Origin of the sequence: Marinobacter sp. UBA5687, from assembly GCF_002420325.1 — a bacterium.
Classification (GTDB): Bacteria; Pseudomonadota; Gammaproteobacteria; order Pseudomonadales; family Oleiphilaceae; genus Marinobacter; species Marinobacter nauticus.
Genome location: NZ_DIHV01000139.1, coordinates 1 through 18460, shown reverse-complemented (window position 1 = coordinate 18460; position 18460 = coordinate 1). Strand labels below are relative to the sequence as shown.

Annotated in this window: 18 protein-coding genes; 13 read left to right on the top strand and 5 right to left on the bottom strand. The window is 58.9% G+C overall.

The window, feature by feature from the left end; all coding sequences use genetic code 11:
• The 3 genes from B3Y70_RS15465 to B3Y70_RS15455 all read right to left on the bottom strand — a co-directional run.
• On the bottom strand, nt 1-1421 hold a 1421-nt coding region (locus B3Y70_RS15465), incomplete at its 3' end, for a bifunctional DedA family/phosphatase PAP2 family protein (RefSeq protein ID WP_288590049.1).
• Nucleotides 1418-2416, bottom strand: a complete 999-nt coding sequence (locus tag B3Y70_RS15460; protein WP_286893618.1) for a GGDEF domain-containing protein — start codon at nt 2414-2416, stop codon at nt 1418-1420. The genes B3Y70_RS15460 and B3Y70_RS15465, both read right to left, overlap by 4 nt.
• Nucleotides 2413-3435, bottom strand: a complete 1023-nt coding sequence (locus tag B3Y70_RS15455; RefSeq protein ID WP_014420660.1) for a GGDEF domain-containing protein — start codon at nt 3433-3435, stop codon at nt 2413-2415. Before B3Y70_RS15455 ends, B3Y70_RS15460 begins: the two co-directional genes overlap by 4 nt.
• Before the next feature lie 136 nt (nt 3436-3571).
• Here B3Y70_RS15455 and B3Y70_RS15450 point away from each other — a divergent pair, with 136 nt between their 5' ends.
• The 10 genes from B3Y70_RS15450 to lipB all read left to right on the top strand — a co-directional run bounded on the left by B3Y70_RS15450 (nt 3572) and on the right by lipB (nt 12620).
• A complete protein-coding gene (locus B3Y70_RS15450) occupies nt 3572-4828 on the top strand; it encodes a glutamate-5-semialdehyde dehydrogenase (RefSeq protein WP_141067996.1) in 1257 nt (418 codons plus the stop codon).
• Nucleotides 4829-4832: 4 nt separating this feature from the next.
• Nucleotides 4833-5483: a nicotinate-nucleotide adenylyltransferase gene (gene nadD / locus B3Y70_RS15445; protein WP_222448357.1), complete on the top strand. Its 651-nt coding sequence runs from the start codon at nt 4833-4835 to the stop codon at nt 5481-5483.
• 93 nt (nt 5484-5576) lie between these two features.
• Nucleotides 5577-5927 (top strand): ribosome silencing factor, encoded by a 351-nt coding sequence (rsfS, locus tag B3Y70_RS15440; RefSeq protein ID WP_011785874.1) that lies wholly within the window; start codon nt 5577-5579, stop codon nt 5925-5927.
• 2 nt (nt 5928-5929) lie between these two features.
• The gene (gene rlmH, locus B3Y70_RS15435; protein WP_286893613.1) at nt 5930-6400 is read left to right on the top strand and encodes a 23S rRNA (pseudouridine(1915)-N(3))-methyltransferase RlmH; all 471 of its coding nucleotides are present in this window, start codon (nt 5930-5932) and stop codon (nt 6398-6400) included.
• An 8-nt stretch (nt 6401-6408) separates the two neighbouring features.
• Entirely contained in the window at nt 6409-8307 is a 1899-nt protein-coding gene (gene mrdA / locus B3Y70_RS15430; protein ID WP_014420664.1) for a penicillin-binding protein 2, read from the top strand.
• The gene (gene rodA / locus B3Y70_RS15425) at nt 8307-9449 is read left to right on the top strand and encodes a rod shape-determining protein RodA (RefSeq protein ID WP_014420665.1); all 1143 of its coding nucleotides are present in this window, start codon (nt 8307-8309) and stop codon (nt 9447-9449) included. The genes mrdA and rodA overlap by 1 nt, the downstream gene beginning before the upstream one ends.
• 110 nt (nt 9450-9559) lie before the next feature.
• The gene (locus B3Y70_RS15420) at nt 9560-10447 is read left to right on the top strand and encodes a septal ring lytic transglycosylase RlpA family protein (RefSeq protein WP_228224763.1); all 888 of its coding nucleotides are present in this window, start codon (nt 9560-9562) and stop codon (nt 10445-10447) included.
• A gap of 57 nt (nt 10448-10504) precedes the next feature.
• Nucleotides 10505-11668 (top strand): D-alanyl-D-alanine carboxypeptidase family protein, encoded by a 1164-nt coding sequence (locus B3Y70_RS15415; protein ID WP_374730291.1) that lies wholly within the window; start codon nt 10505-10507, stop codon nt 11666-11668.
• A 32-nt stretch (nt 11669-11700) separates the two neighbouring features.
• Nucleotides 11701-11979 (top strand): HP0495 family protein, encoded by a 279-nt coding sequence (locus tag B3Y70_RS15410; RefSeq protein WP_370228928.1) that lies wholly within the window; start codon nt 11701-11703, stop codon nt 11977-11979.
• Between the two features lie 2 nt (nt 11980-11981).
• Nucleotides 11982-12620: a lipoyl(octanoyl) transferase LipB gene (lipB, locus tag B3Y70_RS15405; RefSeq protein ID WP_121208370.1), complete on the top strand. Its 639-nt coding sequence runs from the start codon at nt 11982-11984 to the stop codon at nt 12618-12620.
• On the opposite strand, the gene B3Y70_RS15400 is transcribed toward lipB, so the two are convergent.
• On the bottom strand, nt 12608-13702 hold the full coding sequence (locus B3Y70_RS15400; RefSeq protein WP_286893606.1) for a GGDEF domain-containing protein: 1095 nt from the start codon (nt 13700-13702) through the stop codon (nt 12608-12610). The two genes, lipB and B3Y70_RS15400, sit on opposite strands and share 13 nt — an antisense overlap.
• A 253-nt stretch (nt 13703-13955) precedes the next feature.
• Here B3Y70_RS15400 and B3Y70_RS15395 point away from each other — a divergent pair, with 253 nt between their 5' ends.
• A complete protein-coding gene (locus tag B3Y70_RS15395; protein ID WP_153740881.1) occupies nt 13956-15362 on the top strand; it encodes an ABC1 kinase family protein in 1407 nt (468 codons plus the stop codon).
• On the opposite strand, the gene B3Y70_RS15390 is transcribed toward B3Y70_RS15395, so the two are convergent.
• Complete coding sequence (locus B3Y70_RS15390) at nt 15359-15784, bottom strand: YqaA family protein (protein ID WP_014420673.1); 426 nt, start codon at nt 15782-15784, stop codon at nt 15359-15361. The two genes, B3Y70_RS15395 and B3Y70_RS15390, sit on opposite strands and share 4 nt — an antisense overlap.
• A gap of 58 nt (nt 15785-15842) precedes the next feature.
• On the opposite strand from B3Y70_RS15390, the gene B3Y70_RS15385 reads away from it, so the two are divergent.
• Nucleotides 15843-17969, top strand: a complete 2127-nt coding sequence (locus B3Y70_RS15385) for a methyl-accepting chemotaxis protein (RefSeq protein WP_288590048.1) — start codon at nt 15843-15845, stop codon at nt 17967-17969.
• 154 nt (nt 17970-18123) lie between these two features.
• On the top strand, nt 18124-18378 hold the full coding sequence (locus B3Y70_RS15380) for a GrxA family glutaredoxin (RefSeq protein ID WP_011785863.1): 255 nt from the start codon (nt 18124-18126) through the stop codon (nt 18376-18378).
• Nucleotides 18379-18460 lie beyond the last annotated feature (82 nt).

The window sequence follows — 18460 nt, the reverse complement described above, 5'->3', positions numbered from 1 at the left end:
GTTTCCCAGTTACCCATCATGTACATGGCCACGAAAACCAGCCAGCCGATTCCGGCGGCCCAGGTCAAGCTGTCCGGGCTCAGCGCCACCCTGTCGTATCGGCTGTAACTGGCCCGTGTCGCACCGGTGATCGCGAGCCCCAGAAACAGGCCTCCAAGCACATCCGTGAACCAGTGCACGCCGAGATACAGTCGGCTCAGCGCTACCGGTAGCAAGGGTAGTGACAGAAACAGGTAATGTTGCCAGCGCTGGTGTTTGCGGTTTTCGCCCGCGACGAAGCTGGCGGCCAGGGTAACCAGAACGGTCATACCGGCCGTATGCCCGCTGGGGAACGCGCCGGAGCTTGGTGCCGAGAGCACCTGATCTGGCCGGCTGATGCCGATGCCCGCTTTCAGCAGCCAAACGCTGATCCCGGTGATGGCTGCGGCACTGGCAATATGAATGGCGGCTGCGTAGTAGCCCCGGAACGCCAGCAACAAAACGGCAATCACGGCGGCAGCGAACAGGACCGGGGGATCTCCCAGCAAGGTGAACGCTACCATCGGAAGATCCAGCAGGGGTTGGCGCAGAGCGCCGAACCATTGCAGCACTTGCTGGTTCATAAAGGCCAGCTGATCACTGACTCCGACCAACTGTGCCAGCCCAAGAAACAATGCGAGCGAGGTGGCTGTCATTAGCAGTGAGGGCAGAGGAAATTCCCCCTGCTGAGCCGGCCGCTCGCTGCTGTACAGACGCCAGAACCGGTGTGTTGCGTCGTATTGACTCATCCGGGATTCCAGCCATTGATAGAGCCAGCTCCCTTCACCAACGCCGAGCCGAATCCGCAAAACAATCAGATAGACAACCACCAGCGCCGCACCACTGATCGCAAGTACCAGATAGAAATGGGGTGGGGGTTTGATCTCGCTGCCCATAGCCGAGCCTACGAAAAATCCCGGCAGGATATACACCAGGGCCCAGCCCGTGGCTGATAGCAGATTGAAGGTGAGAAAGCGCTGCCAGGACATGGTCAGCGCACCAGCAATCAGTGGAATGACCGGGCGTATCGGCCCAACGAAACGGCCGATGACCACGCTTTTTCCTCCGTGGGCGCGAAAAAAGCTCTCTCCGCGGGCAATGAGCCCCGGGTATCGACTGAATGGCCAGACGGTATTCAGACGCCCCTTGAACAGGCGGCCGATGGCGAAGCTGATCGCATCCCCCGCCACGGCGCCAAGGCCGGCCCACAGCAGGGCGTCGGACAGGGGCAAGCCGCTCTTGCCAGCGAGCGCGGCAAATGCGAACAGTAAAGCCACTCCGGGCACGATGATGCCGGCCACCGCCAGCGATTCTATCAGCGCGGTCAGGAACAGGGCGGCAATCAGCCAGCCCGGATTGGCGGCGACCCAGGAAGTAACGTCGGTGAGCCAGGTCGCGGTCATGCCTTGACGGGCTCTCCCGGGCTGAACCAGGCAGAATCCTCACCCCGCTTCCGCGCTTCGAGCATGGCGGTGACGGCGCGGTCACGCAATGAATGGGTGCTGGTGTCGCCGTTGCCCCGGGTGGTGCAGCCGAGGCTGACCGAGATCTTGCCAACCTGGGCCCAGTCATGTTCGCTGAGCATTCTGCGAATGCGCTCTGCGATGACCCGGACCCCTTCCTCCGGCGTAAACGGCAGGATCAGGAAAAACTCCGAGCCGTTGATGCTGTAGAGCGAATCCCCGGCCCGGATGATTTCAAACAGGGTGCCTGTGACGTCGCGCAGCAGCGTTTGCAGGCCGGCCTTGCCGTGCAGGTCGCGAATTTCGTCGGCATGGTCGATGTTCAGGCTGATCACCGACAATGGGTGGCCGGTGGCAATGGCACGACTGATTTCCTTCTGCAGTGTCTCATCCAGAAAACGCGCGTTATGGGCTCCGGTGGTGGGGTCGGTAATGGCAAGATCCTGGGCCGATTGCGCCATGTGGTCGTAGTGCCAGATATACAGGGCGGTCACTGCCAGAAGTGCCATAAGGCCGGCTGTCGTCATCAGGGCAGTGTCTATGGGTGTCGACAGCCAGGCGACAACCAGCACCGGCACCAGTAGCATCGCTGAGAGCATTAGTCCATGCCGCAGGGGCAGAATCAGCAGGTTCAGAGAAAGCAAAGGCATGGCCCAGTGGCTGATGCCCGGGGCATCCATTGTCAGTACCGCTGCAACCAGGCCACTGTTAAGGCCGGCGAGAATGACCAGGTGGCCGGGTGCGGAAAGCTGCTGGCGACGGCATAGCCAGGTGTAGACCAGGCCGGCAACCAGTAAGGCGGTCATGGCCAGGGCCAGATAGAACAGCTGGTAAAAGCCGTAACGCAGGTTCTGCAGTGCCAGCGCGGCGGTGAACAGCGCCGCCAGGCCGTAGCCAAAGGCGTGGGTCCAGGTTCGGAGTCGGGTCTCGGTCATTGCGCTGCCTCCCTGCCGGAAGGTTCAGTCAGTCCGCTGGCCTCTGGGGGGACCGGGTTGCTGTAGGTCTGGGTCCGGTTACCACCCTGCTGTTGGGCACGCCGCAGGGCGTTGGCAACGCTCTGTTGCAGGCTGTCGGCATCGTCGCCGATGTTGAGCCCGGCCACGCCGGTACTGACCGTAAGCTTCAGGCCGTGCGAATCCATCAGCGTGCACAGGCCGCGGCGAACCTGTTCTGCTGTTCGGGCAGCCTCGGCAGTATTGGCGCCGGGGAGAATCACCAGAAACTGAAGGTCGGCCACCCGGTAGTAGGTATCGAAATCCCGAAGCTGGGAGTGCAGGTAGCGGCCGATGCGTGGCAGAATCGCACGAATGTCTTCGTCCGGATCGACGTCGCTCAGGTGAGTATCCAGCCCGATCATCATCACCGACATGTTGGTGCCTTCCCGCTCGCTGCGTTGTATTTCCTTGTGCAGGTCGGCTGACAGGTATTCCCGGCTGGCTGCCTGGGTAAGCTCATCGGTACGGCGCAGGGGCGCAAGCTGCCGGGATTTGTACTCGCGCATGAACACCAGAATGGCTCCGAGGAGCGTGGTCAGTACCAGTGCCGTCATCATCTGGTGCCTGTCCGGGAGGGCTATCGCCCACTGGGTGCCGGCCAGCACCAGGAAAATGAAGATAACAGTAACAATGGCGGCCAGATAGACCGGCGCCATGGCAAACAGTACCAGCGGTAGGGCATAGAGCCAGTGGCTAAGTGGCCAGGGGCCCAGCCAGATGGCCGATACCAGCGCCAGAACCAGGGCTGTCAGAAAGAATGCCCGTAATTGTGGCCAGGGGGCATTTTGATGTGTTTTGCCCTGATGGGTGCCCGCAAGGCAAAGACCAGCCGCAGCTGCCGCTGCCACTGCCGCCAGCAGTTCCCCCATGAACAGACAGAGCCCGGTGGTCAGGCCAAAGGCAATAAACCCGCTGCGGGAAAACTTGCCGGGAAGAAATTTTTCGGCGGTTTGGGGCATTGAGTCTGTCCTTTGCTGGCGCATCCATTTGAACCTGTGCAGCGCTATAATAGTCGTTTGGGGTGCGGACTTGAAACGGGAAAGGTAAAGTAACCCTCCCGTTTTGGAATCAGCTTGCAGAATTAAGGGTAAATCAATGGATGTAGCAGCCTACATGACGGAGCTCGGCCAGCAGGCCAGGGCCGCTTCCCGGGAAGTCGCCCGGTCCTCCACTGCCGTGCGGAATCAGGCACTTCTGGCCACCGCCGCCGCCCTGGACGCCGCCAGATCCGAGCTTGCCACGGCTAACAGCAAGGATCTGGAGCGTGGCCGGGAAAACGGACTCGACAGTGCCATGCTGGATCGCCTGGAACTTACCTCTCAGCGCATCGATGCCATGATTGAGGGTTTGCGACAGGTGGCTGCGCTGCCGGACCCTGTGGGTGTGATTACTGATATGACGTATCGCCCGTCGGGTATTCAGGTAGGCAAGATGCGGGTTCCGCTGGGGGTGATCGGTATCATTTACGAGTCCCGGCCCAATGTCACGGTCGAGGCTGCCAGCCTGTGCCTGAAATCCGGCAACGCAACCATTCTGCGCGGCGGCTCCGAGGCGATTCACTCCAACCAGGCCATTGCCCGTTGTCTCAAACAGGGCCTGAGCGAGGCGGGGTTGCCGGAAACTGCAGTCCAGGTGGTCAGCACCACCGACAGGGCCGCTGTGGGTGAGCTGATCACCATGCCTCAGTTCGTGGATGTAATTGTTCCCCGCGGCGGTAAGGGCCTGATTGAGCGCATCAGTCGGGACGCCCGTGTGCCGGTAATCAAACATCTGGATGGTGTGTGTCATGTTTACATCGACAGCCATGCCGACCCGGAGAAGGCGCTGAAGGTAGCGGTTAATGCCAAAACCCAGCGTTACGGGACCTGCAATACCATGGAAACCCTGCTGGTTGATGACGAGGTGGCGGAGGACTTGTTGCCGCTGCTGGCGGAACAGTTCCGAAGCAAAACCGTGGAGTTGCGGGGGTGCCAGCGCACCTGTGCCATTCTAGGAGATATTGTCGAAGCTACCGAGGAAGACTGGCACGCGGAATACCTTGCCCCCATTCTGGCGGTGAAGGTCGTTGATGGACTGGATGGTGCCATTGAGCACATCAATCGCTACAGCTCCCAGCACACCGACAGCATCATCACCGAAAACTACACCCGAGCCCGTCGGTTCCTGACTGAGGTGGATTCCAGCTCTGTCATGGTCAATGCCTCAACCCGATTTGCCGATGGCTTCGAGTATGGCCTGGGCGCTGAGATTGGTATTTCCACCGATAAAATCCATGCCCGTGGGCCGGTCGGTCTGGAAGGGCTTACCTCACAGAAGTACGTGGTGTTCGGTGACGGCCATATCCGGACCTGACACCATGCACGTGATCTACGGTGGCACCTTTGACCCGATTCACCACGGTCACCTCCGACTGGCACTGGAAGTGTCCGAGGCGCTGGAGGTGAGCCGGGTGCATCTGGTGCCCAGCCATATCCCGCCGCATCGGGGTAACACCGGAGCCAGTGCAGCGCAGCGTCTGGAGATGATCCGGCAGGCCATCGCTGGCGAGCCCGCGTTGGCGCTGGACGAACAGGAGGTGCGGCGGGGCGGAGCCTCATACACTGCCGATACACTGCGCCAGCTTCGGGCCGAGCTGGGGCCGGATTGCCCTCTGGTGATGGTGGTCGGTACCGATGCCTTCTCATCGTTTGACCGCTGGCGCGAGTGGCAGGAGATCCCCGGGCTTGCCCATATCGTGGTGGTGCGCCGCCCCGGCTCGGAACTGCCGGTGGGCAGCGAGGCAGCGCAGTTGGTTGCAGAGCGCTGTGTGGGTTCAGCGTCGGAGCTGCATTCGCGGCCGGCGGGCCAGGTACTGGAGCTGGCACCGCCGTTGCTGGATATTTCCGCCACGGGTATTCGACGGCGTATCGCGGCGGGCCGGTCGCCACGCTACCTCACCCCGGATGACGTCTGCCGGAGCATCCGCGCCTGGGGGCTCTACGGTGCCCGGCCCGTTGAAGGCCAATAGGAGTTATTCACAGGCGTCTTTGATGCTACAATCGCGTCTGAATATCATTGATCGGGTGGCCATACCGGCCAGTACCCGTACTACAGGGTAATTATGCAGGCTGAACAACTGAAAGATCTGGTCGTTAACGCACTGGAAAATATCAAGGCTCAGGACATCAGTGTGATTGATGTTCGCGACCGCACCAGCGTGACCGATTTTATGGTTCTGGCATCCGGTACCTCCAACCGACATGTAAAATCCCTCGCGGATTCGGTGGTGATCGAGGCCAAAGAGCAGGGTGTACGTGCATCCAACGTTGAAGGTGAAGGCGGCAGTGACTGGATCCTGGTTGATCTGGGTGACGTGGTTGTTCACGTGATGATGCCTGCTACCCGGGAGTTCTACGATCTGGAGCGCTTCTGGCGTGATGCTCCGGATCTCGGTGCTGCGGGCAGCGAGTAGTCATGCGCCTGCGTCTGATCTGTGTGGGGCAGAAAATGCCCGACTGGGTCACTGCGGGGTACAACGACTACGCTCGCCGGATGCCGCCCGAGTTGCCCCTTGAACTGACTGAAATCCCCATGGCCCACCGGGGCAAAAATCCCGACATCTCCCGGCTGATGCAGCGGGAAAGCGACGCTATCCTGTCTGCAGCAGGCGCCCGTGACCGCGTGGTGGCTCTGGAGGTGGGTGGGCGCCCCTGGTCAACGGAAAAACTCGCCTCACAGTTGGAAAACTGGCAACAGGACGGCCGGGATGTCGCTTTTCTGGTCGGAGGCCCCGACGGCCTGGCGGATGCCTGTCGACAGCGAGCGGACCAGCAATGGTCACTGTCGCCTCTTACCTTGCCCCACCCTCTGGTGAGAATCCTCTTGGCTGAGCAACTCTACCGGGCCTGGACCATCACCCGTAACCACCCTTACCACCGGGCCTAGGAACAGACATGGTCTGGGGCGAACTGAAAAATACCGCAGCGGAGCGCCGGCTGTTCCAGCGCCGGGCCATGGTGATGCTGGTATTCGTCCTGGTGCTGATGACCGGGTTGCTGGCGCGGATGTACCAGTTACAGATCGTTGAGCACGAGATATATACCACACTGTCTGACAAAAACCGGGTTCAGGTACAGTCGGTACCGCCACCCCGAGGCCTGGTGTACGACCGGAATAACGTTCTGCTGGCGGAGAATCGCCCGGTATTTAGCCTGACGGTAGTGCCGGAGCGCGTTGGCGATATGGACGCAACACTGGCGCGCCTGAGCGACATTCTGAGTATTGCCGATGAAGATCTGGAACGGTTCGAGCGCCGACTGCGGGAGCCGCGGCGTCCGTTCCAGGCGATCCCCCTGAGTTACGATCTCGACGAAGCCGAAATTGCCCGCATGGCAGTGCACCGGCATCAGTTTCCCGGGGTGGAAGTTGAGGCCGAACTGGTTCGCTACTATCCCCATAGCGAGCTGACCGCCCATGCCCTGGGGTTTGTCGGCCGTATCAATCGCGATGAGCTCCAGCGTATCGATCCGGTCAATTACGCGGGGACCAACTACATCGGCAAATCCGGGATTGAGCGTTTCTACGAGGAGGCGCTTCACGGTCAGGTGGGCTACCAGCATGTAGAAACCAACGCCCGTGGCCGGATCTTGCGGGTGCTTGAGCGAGTAAATCCCGTTCCGGGCGAAGACCTCCAGCTCCATCTTGATTTGCGGCTCCAGCGTCGGGCGCATGAGCTGATGGAGGGCAGGCGAGGTGCGATCATTGCTATCGAGCCCAAGACCGGCGGGATTCTGGCGCTTGCCAGTGTGCCCGGTTTTGATGCCAATAAGTTTGTGACCGGTATCAGCGTCAATGATTATCGCGAATTGAGTCAGAGTATCGATAAGCCGTTGTTCAACAGAGCGCTCCGGGGCCAGTATCCTCCCGCCTCGACCATCAAGCCCATGATGGCTGTTGCAGCGCTGGACAGCGGAGCAACGGATAAAGACCGTAGAATCTGGGACCCGGGATACTTCCAGCTACGTGAGGGCGGGAGGCGCTTTCGGAACTGGAATCGCTCTGGCGATGGCTGGGTGGATCTGAAGTACTCCATGGCGAGATCCAATGATGTTTACTTTTACGCAGTGGGCGTTGATATGGGGGTGGATGTCATGTCTTCCTATCTGGCCCGGTTCGGCTTTGGTGAGGATGCCACCCTGGATGTGTCCGGTGCTTTGACCGGGTTGTTGCCGACCGCAGACTGGAAAAGGGCCGTGAGAAATGAACCCTGGTATCCCGGAGACTCAGTCAACATGAGCATTGGGCAGGGTTTTTTGCTGGCAACGCCCATGCAACTGGCAACGGCTACAGCATTGATTGCCAATCGCGGAGCCTGGGTTGAGCCCAGGTTGCTTAAGGATGTTCACGGCGACAGTCCAGTGGAGGAGTTCCTGCCGGAGCAGACGCATGAACAGCTTGAACTGAAGGATCCTGACGATTGGGAATATGTCGTCGATACCATGGAAGAAGTGATGCATGGTGCCCGGGGGACGGGTCGAAGCGCTGGTCGAGGCGCAAGCTACCGAATGGCCGGTAAAACCGGCACGGCCCAGGTATTCAGTCTTGGTCAGGATGAGGAGTACGACGAAGAGCAGATAAGGGAACGGCTTCGGGACCACGCGCTGTTTGTCGGGTTTGCGCCAGCGGATGACCCCAAGATCGCAGTGGCGGTTATCGTTGAAAATGGTGGCAGTGGCAGCGGCGCCGCGGCTCCGGTTGCCCGGGCCTTGTTTGATGCCTGGCTGGAGGAGTTTCCGGCGGAGCAGGCGGAACCTGTAATCAGCGATTCCAGAGCGGCCGGGGGAGATAACTGATGGCCGGCAGCAAATTGTGGAGCACTCAGACTAGCAGCGATCTGGGGCGCAATCGCAGTATCTGGTCAGCGTTGCATCTGGACCCGATTCTCCTGGGGCTTCTGTTGTTGCTCGTCGGTGGCGGCCTTTTTGTGCTTTACAGTGGGGCTGACCGGAATATTGATGTGGTCAAGGCACAGGGTATTCGCCTGGGCGTTGCCTTTGTGGTGATGTTCGTATTCGCTCAGTTGGATCCGGCGGTCTTTCGCCGATGGGCGCCCTGGCTCTACGGCTTGGGACTGATCGGGCTGGTCGCCGTGTTGTTGGTGGGTGTCGGTGCCAAAGGGGCGCAACGCTGGCTGGCGTTGCCTGGCCTGCCCCGGTTTCAGCCTTCCGAGTTCATGAAGCTGGTGGTGCCGATGATGGCAGCCTGGTATCTGTCTCGCTATTACCTGCCACCGACCTTCCCGAGGGTGATGACGGGGCTGGTGATCGTTCTGCTGCCGATGTTCCTGATCATCCAGCAACCGGATCTCGGTACCTCCCTGCTGGTCGGCATGGCCGGCATTTTCGTGGTGTTTTTTGCCGGTATCAGCTGGAAGTTGATTGCCGCGTTCCTCGCCATGGTCTCGGTTTCTGCCCCGCTGATGTGGTTCTTCGTCATGCGGGAATATCAAAAGCAGCGGGTATTGACGCTGTTGGACCCTCAGAGTGATCCGCTCGGAGCCGGCTGGAACATTATCCAGTCGAAAACCGCGATCGGTTCCGGCGGTATGGAGGGCAAGGGCTGGTTGCAGGGTACCCAGTCACACCTGGAGTTTTTGCCGGAAAGCCACACCGACTTTATTGTCGCGGTGCTGGCAGAGGAGTTCGGTTTTATCGGTATGTTGCTGCTGTTGACGGTGTACTTCCTGATTATCCTGCGTTGTCTCTATATCTCGGTTACCGCCCAGGACTCCTTCAGCCGGTTGGTGGCCGGAGCGCTGACGATGACGTTCTTTATCTATATCTTCGTCAACATCGGAATGGTGAGCGGCCTGTTGCCAGTGGTCGGTGTGCCTTTGCCGTTGATCAGCTATGGCGGCACCTCAAGTGTCACTTTGATGGCGGCGTTCGGCGTGCTGATGTCGATTCACACCCATCGCCGGATGATCACCGCCTGAACCAGTAATGATGGCTGCCCGGTAATGGTGTATACACAAGGGAACCCGTTACAATGTTGCTGGTCAGTAATGGCGGTATCAATACACAGGTTTTGGGGTAGTGAACAGACATGGTCAAGGTCTCTGACAAACGGATTCCCGCACTGGCTTTAGCTGCCTTGCTGGCCGGCTGTGCCAGCAGTCCTGAAGTTGACCACTCGTCACGCTACACCATTAAGCAGGATCGGGCTCCTTCGGGCAGTTTTGACGCCAGTGGCCTGGCCGATGCCACACCCCGATATGAGCAGCCACGGTCGGCTGGCAACAAGTCGCCCTATACGGTCTGGGGCAAGCGCTATCATGTGATGGACAGTAACGACGGCTACGTGCAGCGCGGCACCGCGAGCTGGTATGGCGAGAAATTTCACGGCCACAAGACCTCCAACGGTGAGGTGTTCGACATGTATGCCATGTCGGCGGCACACAAATCCCTTCGGATTCCGGGTTACGCGCGAGTGACCAATCTCGATAACGGCCGTTCGGTGATTGTCCGTGTGAACGATCGCGGCCCCTTCCACGGGGATCGGCTGATCGATCTGTCCTATGCCGCTGCCAAGAAGCTCGGCTATCAATCCCGTGGTACCGCCAGGGTCGAAGTGGCCGCTATTTCGGTGCGTCCGGACGGCGCCATGTTTCTGGCTGGCAAGCCGTTTGATGCCGCTGGCCAGGCTCCGGTGGTTGCCTCGCCGGCTTCCGGATCAACAGACCTGGCTGCCGGTGAGGGGCTGTTTGTTCAGCTCGGCGCATTCAGTCAGCGGGATCCGGCTGAGGCCATGCGCGAGCGTCTGCTGGGAGTGCTGGATAATCCGGTGAGGGTCCGGGAGATCACCACTGATAATGGCCGGTTCCATCGGGTTCAGGTGGGGCCATTCAAGAGCGAGGGCGACGCGCGCTACGCTCAGAACCTTCTGGAATCCAGAGGGTTCCGGCAGTCTATTGTACTGACCGATTCGCACTGAACCGACTGAGTTCAGAACCAACATAAGACAAGCATCTGACGACGAATGAAACTATCCATGGCTTTCAAGACTGTAACTCGAACACTGTTTCTGGTTTTTTCCCTGTTGCTGATGAGCGGGCAGGCCTCGGCGCAGGCGGTACTGATCCCGTCTCCGCCGCAGATTGCCGGTAGCTCCTGGGTATTGATGGATCCGCTCAGTGGTCGTGTGATCATGGAGCACAATAGCAATGAGCGTTTGCCACCGGCGAGTCTGACCAAAATGATGACGGCCTATATTGTCGAGCGCGAGCTGGATGAAGGCCGTATCTCCATGTCGGATATGGTACCTATCAGTGTCAAGGCCTGGCGCACAGAGGGGTCCAGAACCTTCGTGCAGGAGGGCACCTCGGTGTCCGTTGAGGATCTGCTCAAAGGTGTGATTATCCAGTCTGGCAACGATGCGTCTGTGGCGTTGGCCGAGTTTGTGGCCGGCAGTGAAGGGGCTTTCGTGGACATCATGAACCAGCAGGCGCAACTGCTGGGCATGAAAGATACCCACTTCGAGAACGCCACTGGCCTGCCCTCCGCAGACCATTTCTCAACCGCCTACGATCTTGCGGTACTGGCACGGCATATTATCCAGGACTACCCGGAAAACTACCCGCTGTATGCGCAGAAGCACTTCACCTACAACAATATTCGTCAGCCCAACCGAAACAGCCTGCTATGGCGGGATGACAGCGTTGATGGTTTGAAAACCGGGCACACGGAAGAGGCCGGTTATTGCCTGGTGGCATCGGCCAAGCGGGGTGAGACCCGGCTGATTGCTACGGTTATGGGAACCAGCAGCTCTGAGGCCCGGGCCCAGGAAGTGCAGAAAATGCTCAACTACGGCTTCCGCTACTTTGAAACCGAGCGGCTGTTCCGTGCCGGTCAGGAGCTGATGGCGTCCCGAGTGTGGGGCGGTCAGGCGGATGAGGTGTCGGTAGGCATGCCGGAGGATATCTATGTCACCATTCCCCGTGGCTCCCGCGAGCAACTGGAATCGGTGGTCGACCTTGATTCCGTGATAAAAGCGCCCATTAAGGTGGGAGATGAGCTGGGCCGCGTTCGTGTTGTTCTGGACGGTGAAACCCTGGTGGATGAGCCTGTGCTGGCGCTCACAGAAGTGCCGGAAGGCGGTTTGTTCAAGCGCATCTGGGATGCCATCAAGCTGTTTTTTGTTCAACTGTTTAACTGAGGTTGAGGCGCTGTTTGCCTTAGCCGGGAGTAATGTGCGGCATGACTGAGCCGAAAGCACCAAAAATCGAGTTTCCCTGTGACTATGTCATCAAGGTGATTGGCAATGCCGCGCCCGATTTCACCGAATTTGTGGTGGAGGTCGTTGAGCAGCATGCCCCGGGACTGTCTGAAGCGGACATCTCGGTGAACGACAGCAGCAAAGGCCGGTTTTCTTCGGTTCAGCTGAAAATTGTGGCGACCGGTGAAGATCAGCTCAAAGCACTCTTTGAGGAGCTTAAGGCCAGTGGCCGTGTTCACATGGTGCTGTAACGGTGGCTGACCTCATCGTACGGTCACTGGGGCAACAGCCCTACATGGAAACCTGGGAAGCGATGAAATCGTTCACCGCCAACCGGGACGAGGCCACCGTGGATGAGCTCTGGTGCCTGGAGCATCCCAGGGTGTTTACCCAGGGGCAGGCGGGCAAAGCCGAGCATATCCTTCTGCCAGGAGACATTCCGGTAATTCAGGTGGATCGTGGTGGTCAGGTGACCTACCACGGCCCCGGGCAGTTGGTGATCTACCTGCTGATTGATCTGACCCGGCGTAAACTCGGGGTGCGTAACCTGGTCAGTGCCATTGAGCAGGCGATTGTCCGTACCCTGGCCCAAGGCGGCATCGAAGCAGCACCGCGGTCAGATGCGCCGGGTGTCTATGTGAACGGCGCCAAGATTGCGTCCTTGGGTTTGAGGGTTCGCCGGGGCTGCTCCTTCCATGGACTGGCTCTGAATGTGAACATGGACATGGAACCCTTCTCCCGAATCAACCCTTGTGGTTACGCGGGCATGTCCATGTGCCAAGTCAGTGATTTTGAGGCTGGAGCCTCGGTCTATGACCTGGAGCGCCGGCTGGTGAGCGAGCTGGTCGACGGCCTGGGCCACAGTCAGGTGGAGCAACGTCAGGGCTGGTGAAGCGCCTCAGTAGCCTGACACACGCGATTTCTCCCCAGCGTCTTGGCTTGATACAGCGCCTCATCGGCCCGTTGCAGCAGGCGATCGATCGACTCCGAGCCCTGTATACATGCCGCGCCGATACTGATGGTGGCGGTCACTCGCTTGCCTGCGCAGTCGATGGCCTGGCTCGCCACGGCAGAGCGAATCCGCTCCGCCGTGGCAGCGGCTTCGGTCAGGGCGGTTTCGGGTAGTAGTACCAGAAACTCTTCTCCGCCCCAGCGGGCAATGGTGTCCACTTTGCGGCTCTGGCCGGTCACGGTGCGGGCAACCAACACGATCATGTCGTCGCCCGCCTGGTGACCGTAGCTGTCGTTCACATTCTTGAACAGGTCGATATCCATCAGCAGAACCGAGAAGCTGCGACCGTTACGCAGGTAGCGCTGATACTCTGTTTCCAGTTGTTCCAAACCTTCGCGGCGATTGGCCAGGCTGGTGAGTGCGTCGTGCTTGGCGGCGTACTCGAATTCTGCGGCCAGCCGGATCAAGCCTAGCTTGCTCCGCCGCCGGCTCTGATCGAGGATGTAGCAAGTGGCCATTTCGAAAGCCAGCACGATGATCATGGAAAGCCGGAAGCTGGTACTGTAGGGCGAGTCAAAAACCATATCCCCCAACGGGCTGAACAGGAATAATACGGCCAGCCATCCGCCCACACAGGCCAGTATGCCGACTCTGGCTTCACTGATGTAGAAGATTATGGGGGGATAGGCGAACAGCCAGATGATGGCCGAGCCGTCTTCAACCGCCTGGATGGCCAGGTAGGTAAACAGAGCGATAATCAGGGTAATGAATGCCCGGCGCTGGAGGGTTTTGTGGCCCAGGCTCAGAAAGACGATCGCATTAATGGCCAGAAGGACGGCGAAGGCCAGCAGCAGCCGTGAAGTTAACGGGTCCCCGTGGCCGGACGAGCGCCAGGCGAAAAACACAAGCAACGGCACTGCCGCACAGGTGAGGCCGTTGATCAGGGCCGGTACCGGTATCTCGCCTTTAACGCGAAACTGCGACAGCTCGGCGTCTGGCGTTCTTGAAGCGGGCTGATTCATGTGTGGGTGGTGTTGTTGTAGTTGATAAATATCACAGAAACCCTGTCAACCAATACTAGACCGCTTTGTGATCTGTGACTGTGTCAAAACGTAACCGATGTCACGAACTCTTTTAAATTGGTCGAAGTTTATACACATTGGCTGCAGGGGCAGTGCCGGCGCGACGACTGGGTTAGGTAGTCGCGCGCCCAGATCCGTATAATGGTCAGATATATTGCAGGCATTCACATTTCCTGACAGAAACAGGTCTTTCATGTCTTCCAGCCGACCCGGAAAATCCGTCTCCCGTATCAAGACCGGCAGCTTTGAGCGCAGGTTGTCGCTGACCAGAGCCGGACTGTTCGCAGGCACGCGCATGGCGTCCCATATGGCGACTAACTGGTTCAGCAACAAGGAAACCCGGGAACAGCGGCATCGGGCAATGCTCTCCAGTCAGGCCCGGTTTCTGGTGGACGAACTTGGCCGGCTCAAGGGCAGTGTGGTCAAGATCGGGCAGGTCATGGCGCTGTACGGCGAGCATTTTCTCCCCGAAGAAGTCACTGAGGCGCTGCACACTCTGGAAGACCAGACCACCTCTCTGGAGTGGCCGGCCATCGAGCGGGTGCTCAAAGCCGAACTGGGGGAGAGCCGGCTTTCTGAACTCGATATTGACCCGGAGCCTATAGGAGCCGCCTCACTTGGCCAGGTTCACCGTGCCGTGCGCCGTAGCGACGGGCTGGAGCTGGTGCTCAAAGTGCAGTACCCCGGTGTTGCCGATGCCGTAGACAGTGATCTGAACGCTGTGGCTCATCTGCTCAAAGTGGCGCGGCTGGTCAGCTTCGGCCCTGAGTTCAACGACTGGCTGGAAGAAGTCCGGGAAATGATGCACCGGGAGGTGGATTACCGGCTTGAGGCCCGTACCACCGAAAAATTTCGCCAGATGCTCAGCCATGATGCACGCTTTGTGGTGCCCAGAGTGCTGCCTGAGTATTCAACCGATCATATTATTGCCTCGACCTATGAGCACGGCCATTCGGTCAGTTCAGTGGCGGTTCGTGAATTGCCACTGGAGCGACGCAGTGCCCTGGGCCAGGCAGCCCTGGAATTATTTTTCCGGGAACTATTTGAATGGGGTGAGATCCAGACCGACCCGAATTTCGGCAACTACCGGATTCGTATTGCGGGCGAACAGGGTGGTGATTCGGAAACGGACCGGATTGTCCTGCTGGATTTTGGCGCCGTGCAGAGTTACTCGTCTGACTTTCTGCAGCCGGTCATCCAGATGATCAGGGCTTCCTACGAGGAGGACCTGGAGCAGGTTGTTGAGGGCGGAATCAAGCTCAGATTCATGAGCCGGGACTGGCCGGCGGAGGTGCTGGACAAGTTTGGCAAGGTCTGTATGTCAGTACTGGAACCCCTGGCGAAGGATCGCAGTCAGTGGCCGGATTATGCCGTCAACAGCCATGGCCAGTACCGCTGGAAACAGAGCGATTTGCCCTCAAGAGTGGCCAAGCAGGCGGCGCGGTCGGCTATCAGCCGGTATTTTCGGGTGCCTCCCAAGGAGTTTGTGTTCCTCAATCGAAAGCTGATCGGGGTCTACACCTTCATTGCGGTGTTGCACTCCGAGTTCAACGGCGAGGATCTGTTAAGAAAATACCTCTATGGCGACGCCGGCGTTTAACCCGACGCGGTCAGCACTACCCAGATGACAAAGGCATAGCGCAGCCCCTTGCCGATCCCCACCAGGACAATGAAATTCAGCCAGGGGACCCGCATAATGCCGCCGACCAGAGTCAGTGCATCGCCGCCAATGGGCAACCAGCCCAGCAGGAGCGACCACTGACCATATCGATTGAACCGGTTTCGTGCCTTGTGAAGTTGAAGTTCACTGACGGGAAACCAGCGTTTGTGCTTAAAGCGATCCACTTGCCGGCCGATAAGCCCATTAACCACTGACCCCAGAGTATTTCCCATGGTTGCCCAGAACCACAACCAGAACAGGGGATAATTCTGGCTGACCAGGGTGCCGAGCAGTATTTCCGAATACGCGGGCAGCAGCGTTGCGGCGGCAAAAGATGTCAGGAACAGGGTCAGGTAGGCCAAAAACGCCTCCATGCTCTAGGATGTTGGTTAAGCCTCACAGAAAAAGGTTTCGATGTACATGAAACAACTCTCTCTGCGCGTAAAACTCTACGCCCTGGTGATTGCACTGCTGCTGACCATGGGGGTGAGTATTGTTATCACCGCCCAGCTCTCCCTCGGTTCCATGGAGGAACGGCTGACCCGGGAAACCCGGGGCACGGTGCAACGTATTGTAATGGATCAGCTTAGTGCGACCGCAGGGAAATACGGTGAGCTGGTGACCGGGGTATTCGAAACCGCCTACCAGACGCCTGAAGTGGTTCGCAGCCTGATTACCCGAAATATCGAAGCGGACAGCTCCGGAAGGATCAGCCGGCGCGACCTTCAGGAAAACATTGGGGCTGTGCTCGAGGAACAGAAGCATCTGAGTTCGATTTACGCCCAGTTTGAGCCGGATGGTTACGACGGCCAGGACATTTACTTTACCGGCGGCGTGGAAGAACACAGCAGTGATGAGGGTACCCTTGAGATCTACTACTATCGGGACCCGACCGGCAATGTGGTGTTCAGCAGAACCGAAGACCCTGCCACCAAATACCTGGACAACCGCAATGAGTTCGGGATCCGTGAAGCCGAATGGTATCTGTGTTCCCGCGATTCTCTAAAGCCCTGCCTGATGGAGCCCTATGAGTACGAGATTGAAGAGGGCTACTCCGAGCTGATGACCAGCCTGGTGGTGCCGGTGATTAACAACGGCGAGTTTGCCGGGGTGGTGGGTGCTGATATCAATCTGTCGACACTGCAGTCGACCATTGCCGGTGTCAGCGAGGAACTGTTCGACGGGCAGTCACGAGTCACATTATTGAGCGAGAAAGGCCTGATTGCGGCTTCCAGTCACTATCAGGAACACCTGGGGCGGCCGCTGCGGGAAGCTCTGCCGGATCTGGCCGGCGAATTTACGTCGCTGCACCGCAACGGAGGCAGCTTCGACAACGGTGAGATTCTCGCCGTGTCGTATCCCGTCAAGGTCGCGTTACCGGGTGCTGAATGGTCGCTGTTGATTGAATTGCCCCGCGATACGGCCCTGGCCAGTGTGAATGAAATAACGGCGTTGCTGTCAGACGAAGTAACCAGCACTGCCACCCGCCAAACCGTGGTGGGCATTGTGGTGGTCGTGCTTGCGATTGCTGTGTTGGTGCTGCTGGTGCGCTCGGTTACCCGGCCGCTGGACGAGATCCGTAAGCGCATGCGTAACCTGGCCAGTGCCGAGGGCGATCTTACCCGTGAACTGGATATTGACACCCATGCCGAGCTGATTGACCTTGCTGGTGGCTTCAATGCCTTCCTGGCCCGCCTGAGAGAAATGATCAATGACCTCAAAGATGTGAATGCCCAGGTGCGGGGGCAGGCCTCGGATGTTGGCGTCATTGCACGGGATACCGATGAACAGACCGCCCGCCAGCACCAGGATATCGACAGTGTGGTGACCGCCATGAATGAAATGTCAGCGGCGGCCGGGGAAGTGGCCGGCTTTGCTGGGGAGGCAGCGGATAATGCCCGGGCGGCCCGGGACGGCATTAAATTTACCCAGGACACCCTGGGTACCGCGTTGCGGGGCGTGGATGCACTGGCCGGTGATATGGATCAGGCCAGCTCGGCCATTGGTCATGTTGCCCAGCGCAGTGAGGAAATTAACCGGATTCTGGAAGTGATCCGTGGCATTGCCGAGCAGACCAATCTGCTGGCACTGAATGCGGCTATCGAGGCTGCCCGGGCCGGAGAGCAGGGGCGTGGCTTTGCGGTGGTGGCCGATGAAGTGCGCACGCTGGCGTCCCGAACCCGCGAATCTACGGATGAGATCAGTGGCATGATTGAGCGCCTGAAAGGCGATGTGGACGGTGCGGTAACGGTCATTGGAACCGGCGTCGAGCGGGCCACCAGCGCCGTAGAGGGCACCCGGGAGGCCAGCCACTCGCTGGCGACGGTGGTTGAACGTATCGCCACCATTGTTGAGCATGTGACCCAGGTAGCCACCGCCGCTGAGGAGCAGAGTTCGGTGAGTGAGGAAATTAACCGGAACCTGACCCACATCGGAGATGCGGCCAACGACCTGCGGGAGCTGGCGCAACGGGTCAGGCAGAGTGGCGATGCGCTCGATGGCCAGGTTCAGGTGCTGGATCGCGAACTGGGCCGCCTGAAAACCTGAGGCTGGCCCTTCCTCGGGCGATATCGGTATCGTCAGCTACTATCACGATCATGGCGAGGATCAATTTTCAATTGGTGCTCGCCATGCCATTATTGCGACATTATAAAAGCGGTGAGTGCCAGCCACTCACTACCCTTTGAGTCAGGAGGTTTGTATGGAGCAGGTCACGATTTATGGCCGTTCAAGCTGTGGTTTTTGCGTTCGGGCAAGGGACCTGTGTGAATCCAGAAACATCCCCTACGTGTGGGTGGACATGATCGAAAAAGGCATGAGCAAACAGGACATTGCCGACCGTATCGGCCATCCGGTCTACACGGTGCCCCAGATTCTGGTGGGTTCCGAGTATGTGGGTGGCTTCGACGATTTCTCGGCGTATGTCCGTCGCCATGAGGCACAAACGGCCAGTTAAATCACAGCGTTTATGGCGTAACAAAAAGCCCGGCAACTTGGCCGGGCTTTTTTGTGGAACTTGACCCGTCCTGAATAAGGTT

What these genes read in the sequence shown, in the direction of transcription:
- B3Y70_RS15460 (WP_286893618.1), bottom strand. Translation starts at nt 2,416, where the DNA reads ATGACCGAGACCCGACTCCGAACCTGGACCCACGCCTTTGGCTACGGC.
- B3Y70_RS15455 (WP_014420660.1), bottom strand. Translation starts at nt 3,435, where the DNA reads ATGCCCCAAACCGCCGAAAAATTTCTTCCCGGCAAGTTTTCCCGCAGC.
- B3Y70_RS15450 (WP_141067996.1), top strand. Translation starts at nt 3,572, where the DNA reads ATGGATGTAGCAGCCTACATGACGGAGCTCGGCCAGCAGGCCAGGGCC.
- nadD (WP_222448357.1), top strand. Translation starts at nt 4,833, where the DNA reads ATGCACGTGATCTACGGTGGCACCTTTGACCCGATTCACCACGGTCAC.
- rsfS (WP_011785874.1), top strand. Translation starts at nt 5,577, where the DNA reads ATGCAGGCTGAACAACTGAAAGATCTGGTCGTTAACGCACTGGAAAAT.
- rlmH (WP_286893613.1), top strand. Translation starts at nt 5,930, where the DNA reads ATGCGCCTGCGTCTGATCTGTGTGGGGCAGAAAATGCCCGACTGGGTC.
- mrdA (WP_014420664.1), top strand. Translation starts at nt 6,409, where the DNA reads ATGGTCTGGGGCGAACTGAAAAATACCGCAGCGGAGCGCCGGCTGTTC.
- rodA (WP_014420665.1), top strand. Translation starts at nt 8,307, where the DNA reads ATGGCCGGCAGCAAATTGTGGAGCACTCAGACTAGCAGCGATCTGGGG.
- B3Y70_RS15420 (WP_228224763.1), top strand. Translation starts at nt 9,560, where the DNA reads ATGGTCAAGGTCTCTGACAAACGGATTCCCGCACTGGCTTTAGCTGCC.
- B3Y70_RS15415 (WP_374730291.1), top strand. Translation starts at nt 10,505, where the DNA reads ATGGCTTTCAAGACTGTAACTCGAACACTGTTTCTGGTTTTTTCCCTG.
- B3Y70_RS15410 (WP_370228928.1), top strand. Translation starts at nt 11,701, where the DNA reads ATGTGCGGCATGACTGAGCCGAAAGCACCAAAAATCGAGTTTCCCTGT.
- B3Y70_RS15400 (WP_286893606.1), bottom strand. Translation starts at nt 13,702, where the DNA reads ATGAATCAGCCCGCTTCAAGAACGCCAGACGCCGAGCTGTCGCAGTTT.
- B3Y70_RS15395 (WP_153740881.1), top strand. Translation starts at nt 13,956, where the DNA reads ATGTCTTCCAGCCGACCCGGAAAATCCGTCTCCCGTATCAAGACCGGC.
- B3Y70_RS15385 (WP_288590048.1), top strand. Translation starts at nt 15,843, where the DNA reads ATGAAACAACTCTCTCTGCGCGTAAAACTCTACGCCCTGGTGATTGCA.
- B3Y70_RS15380 (WP_011785863.1), top strand. Translation starts at nt 18,124, where the DNA reads ATGGAGCAGGTCACGATTTATGGCCGTTCAAGCTGTGGTTTTTGCGTT.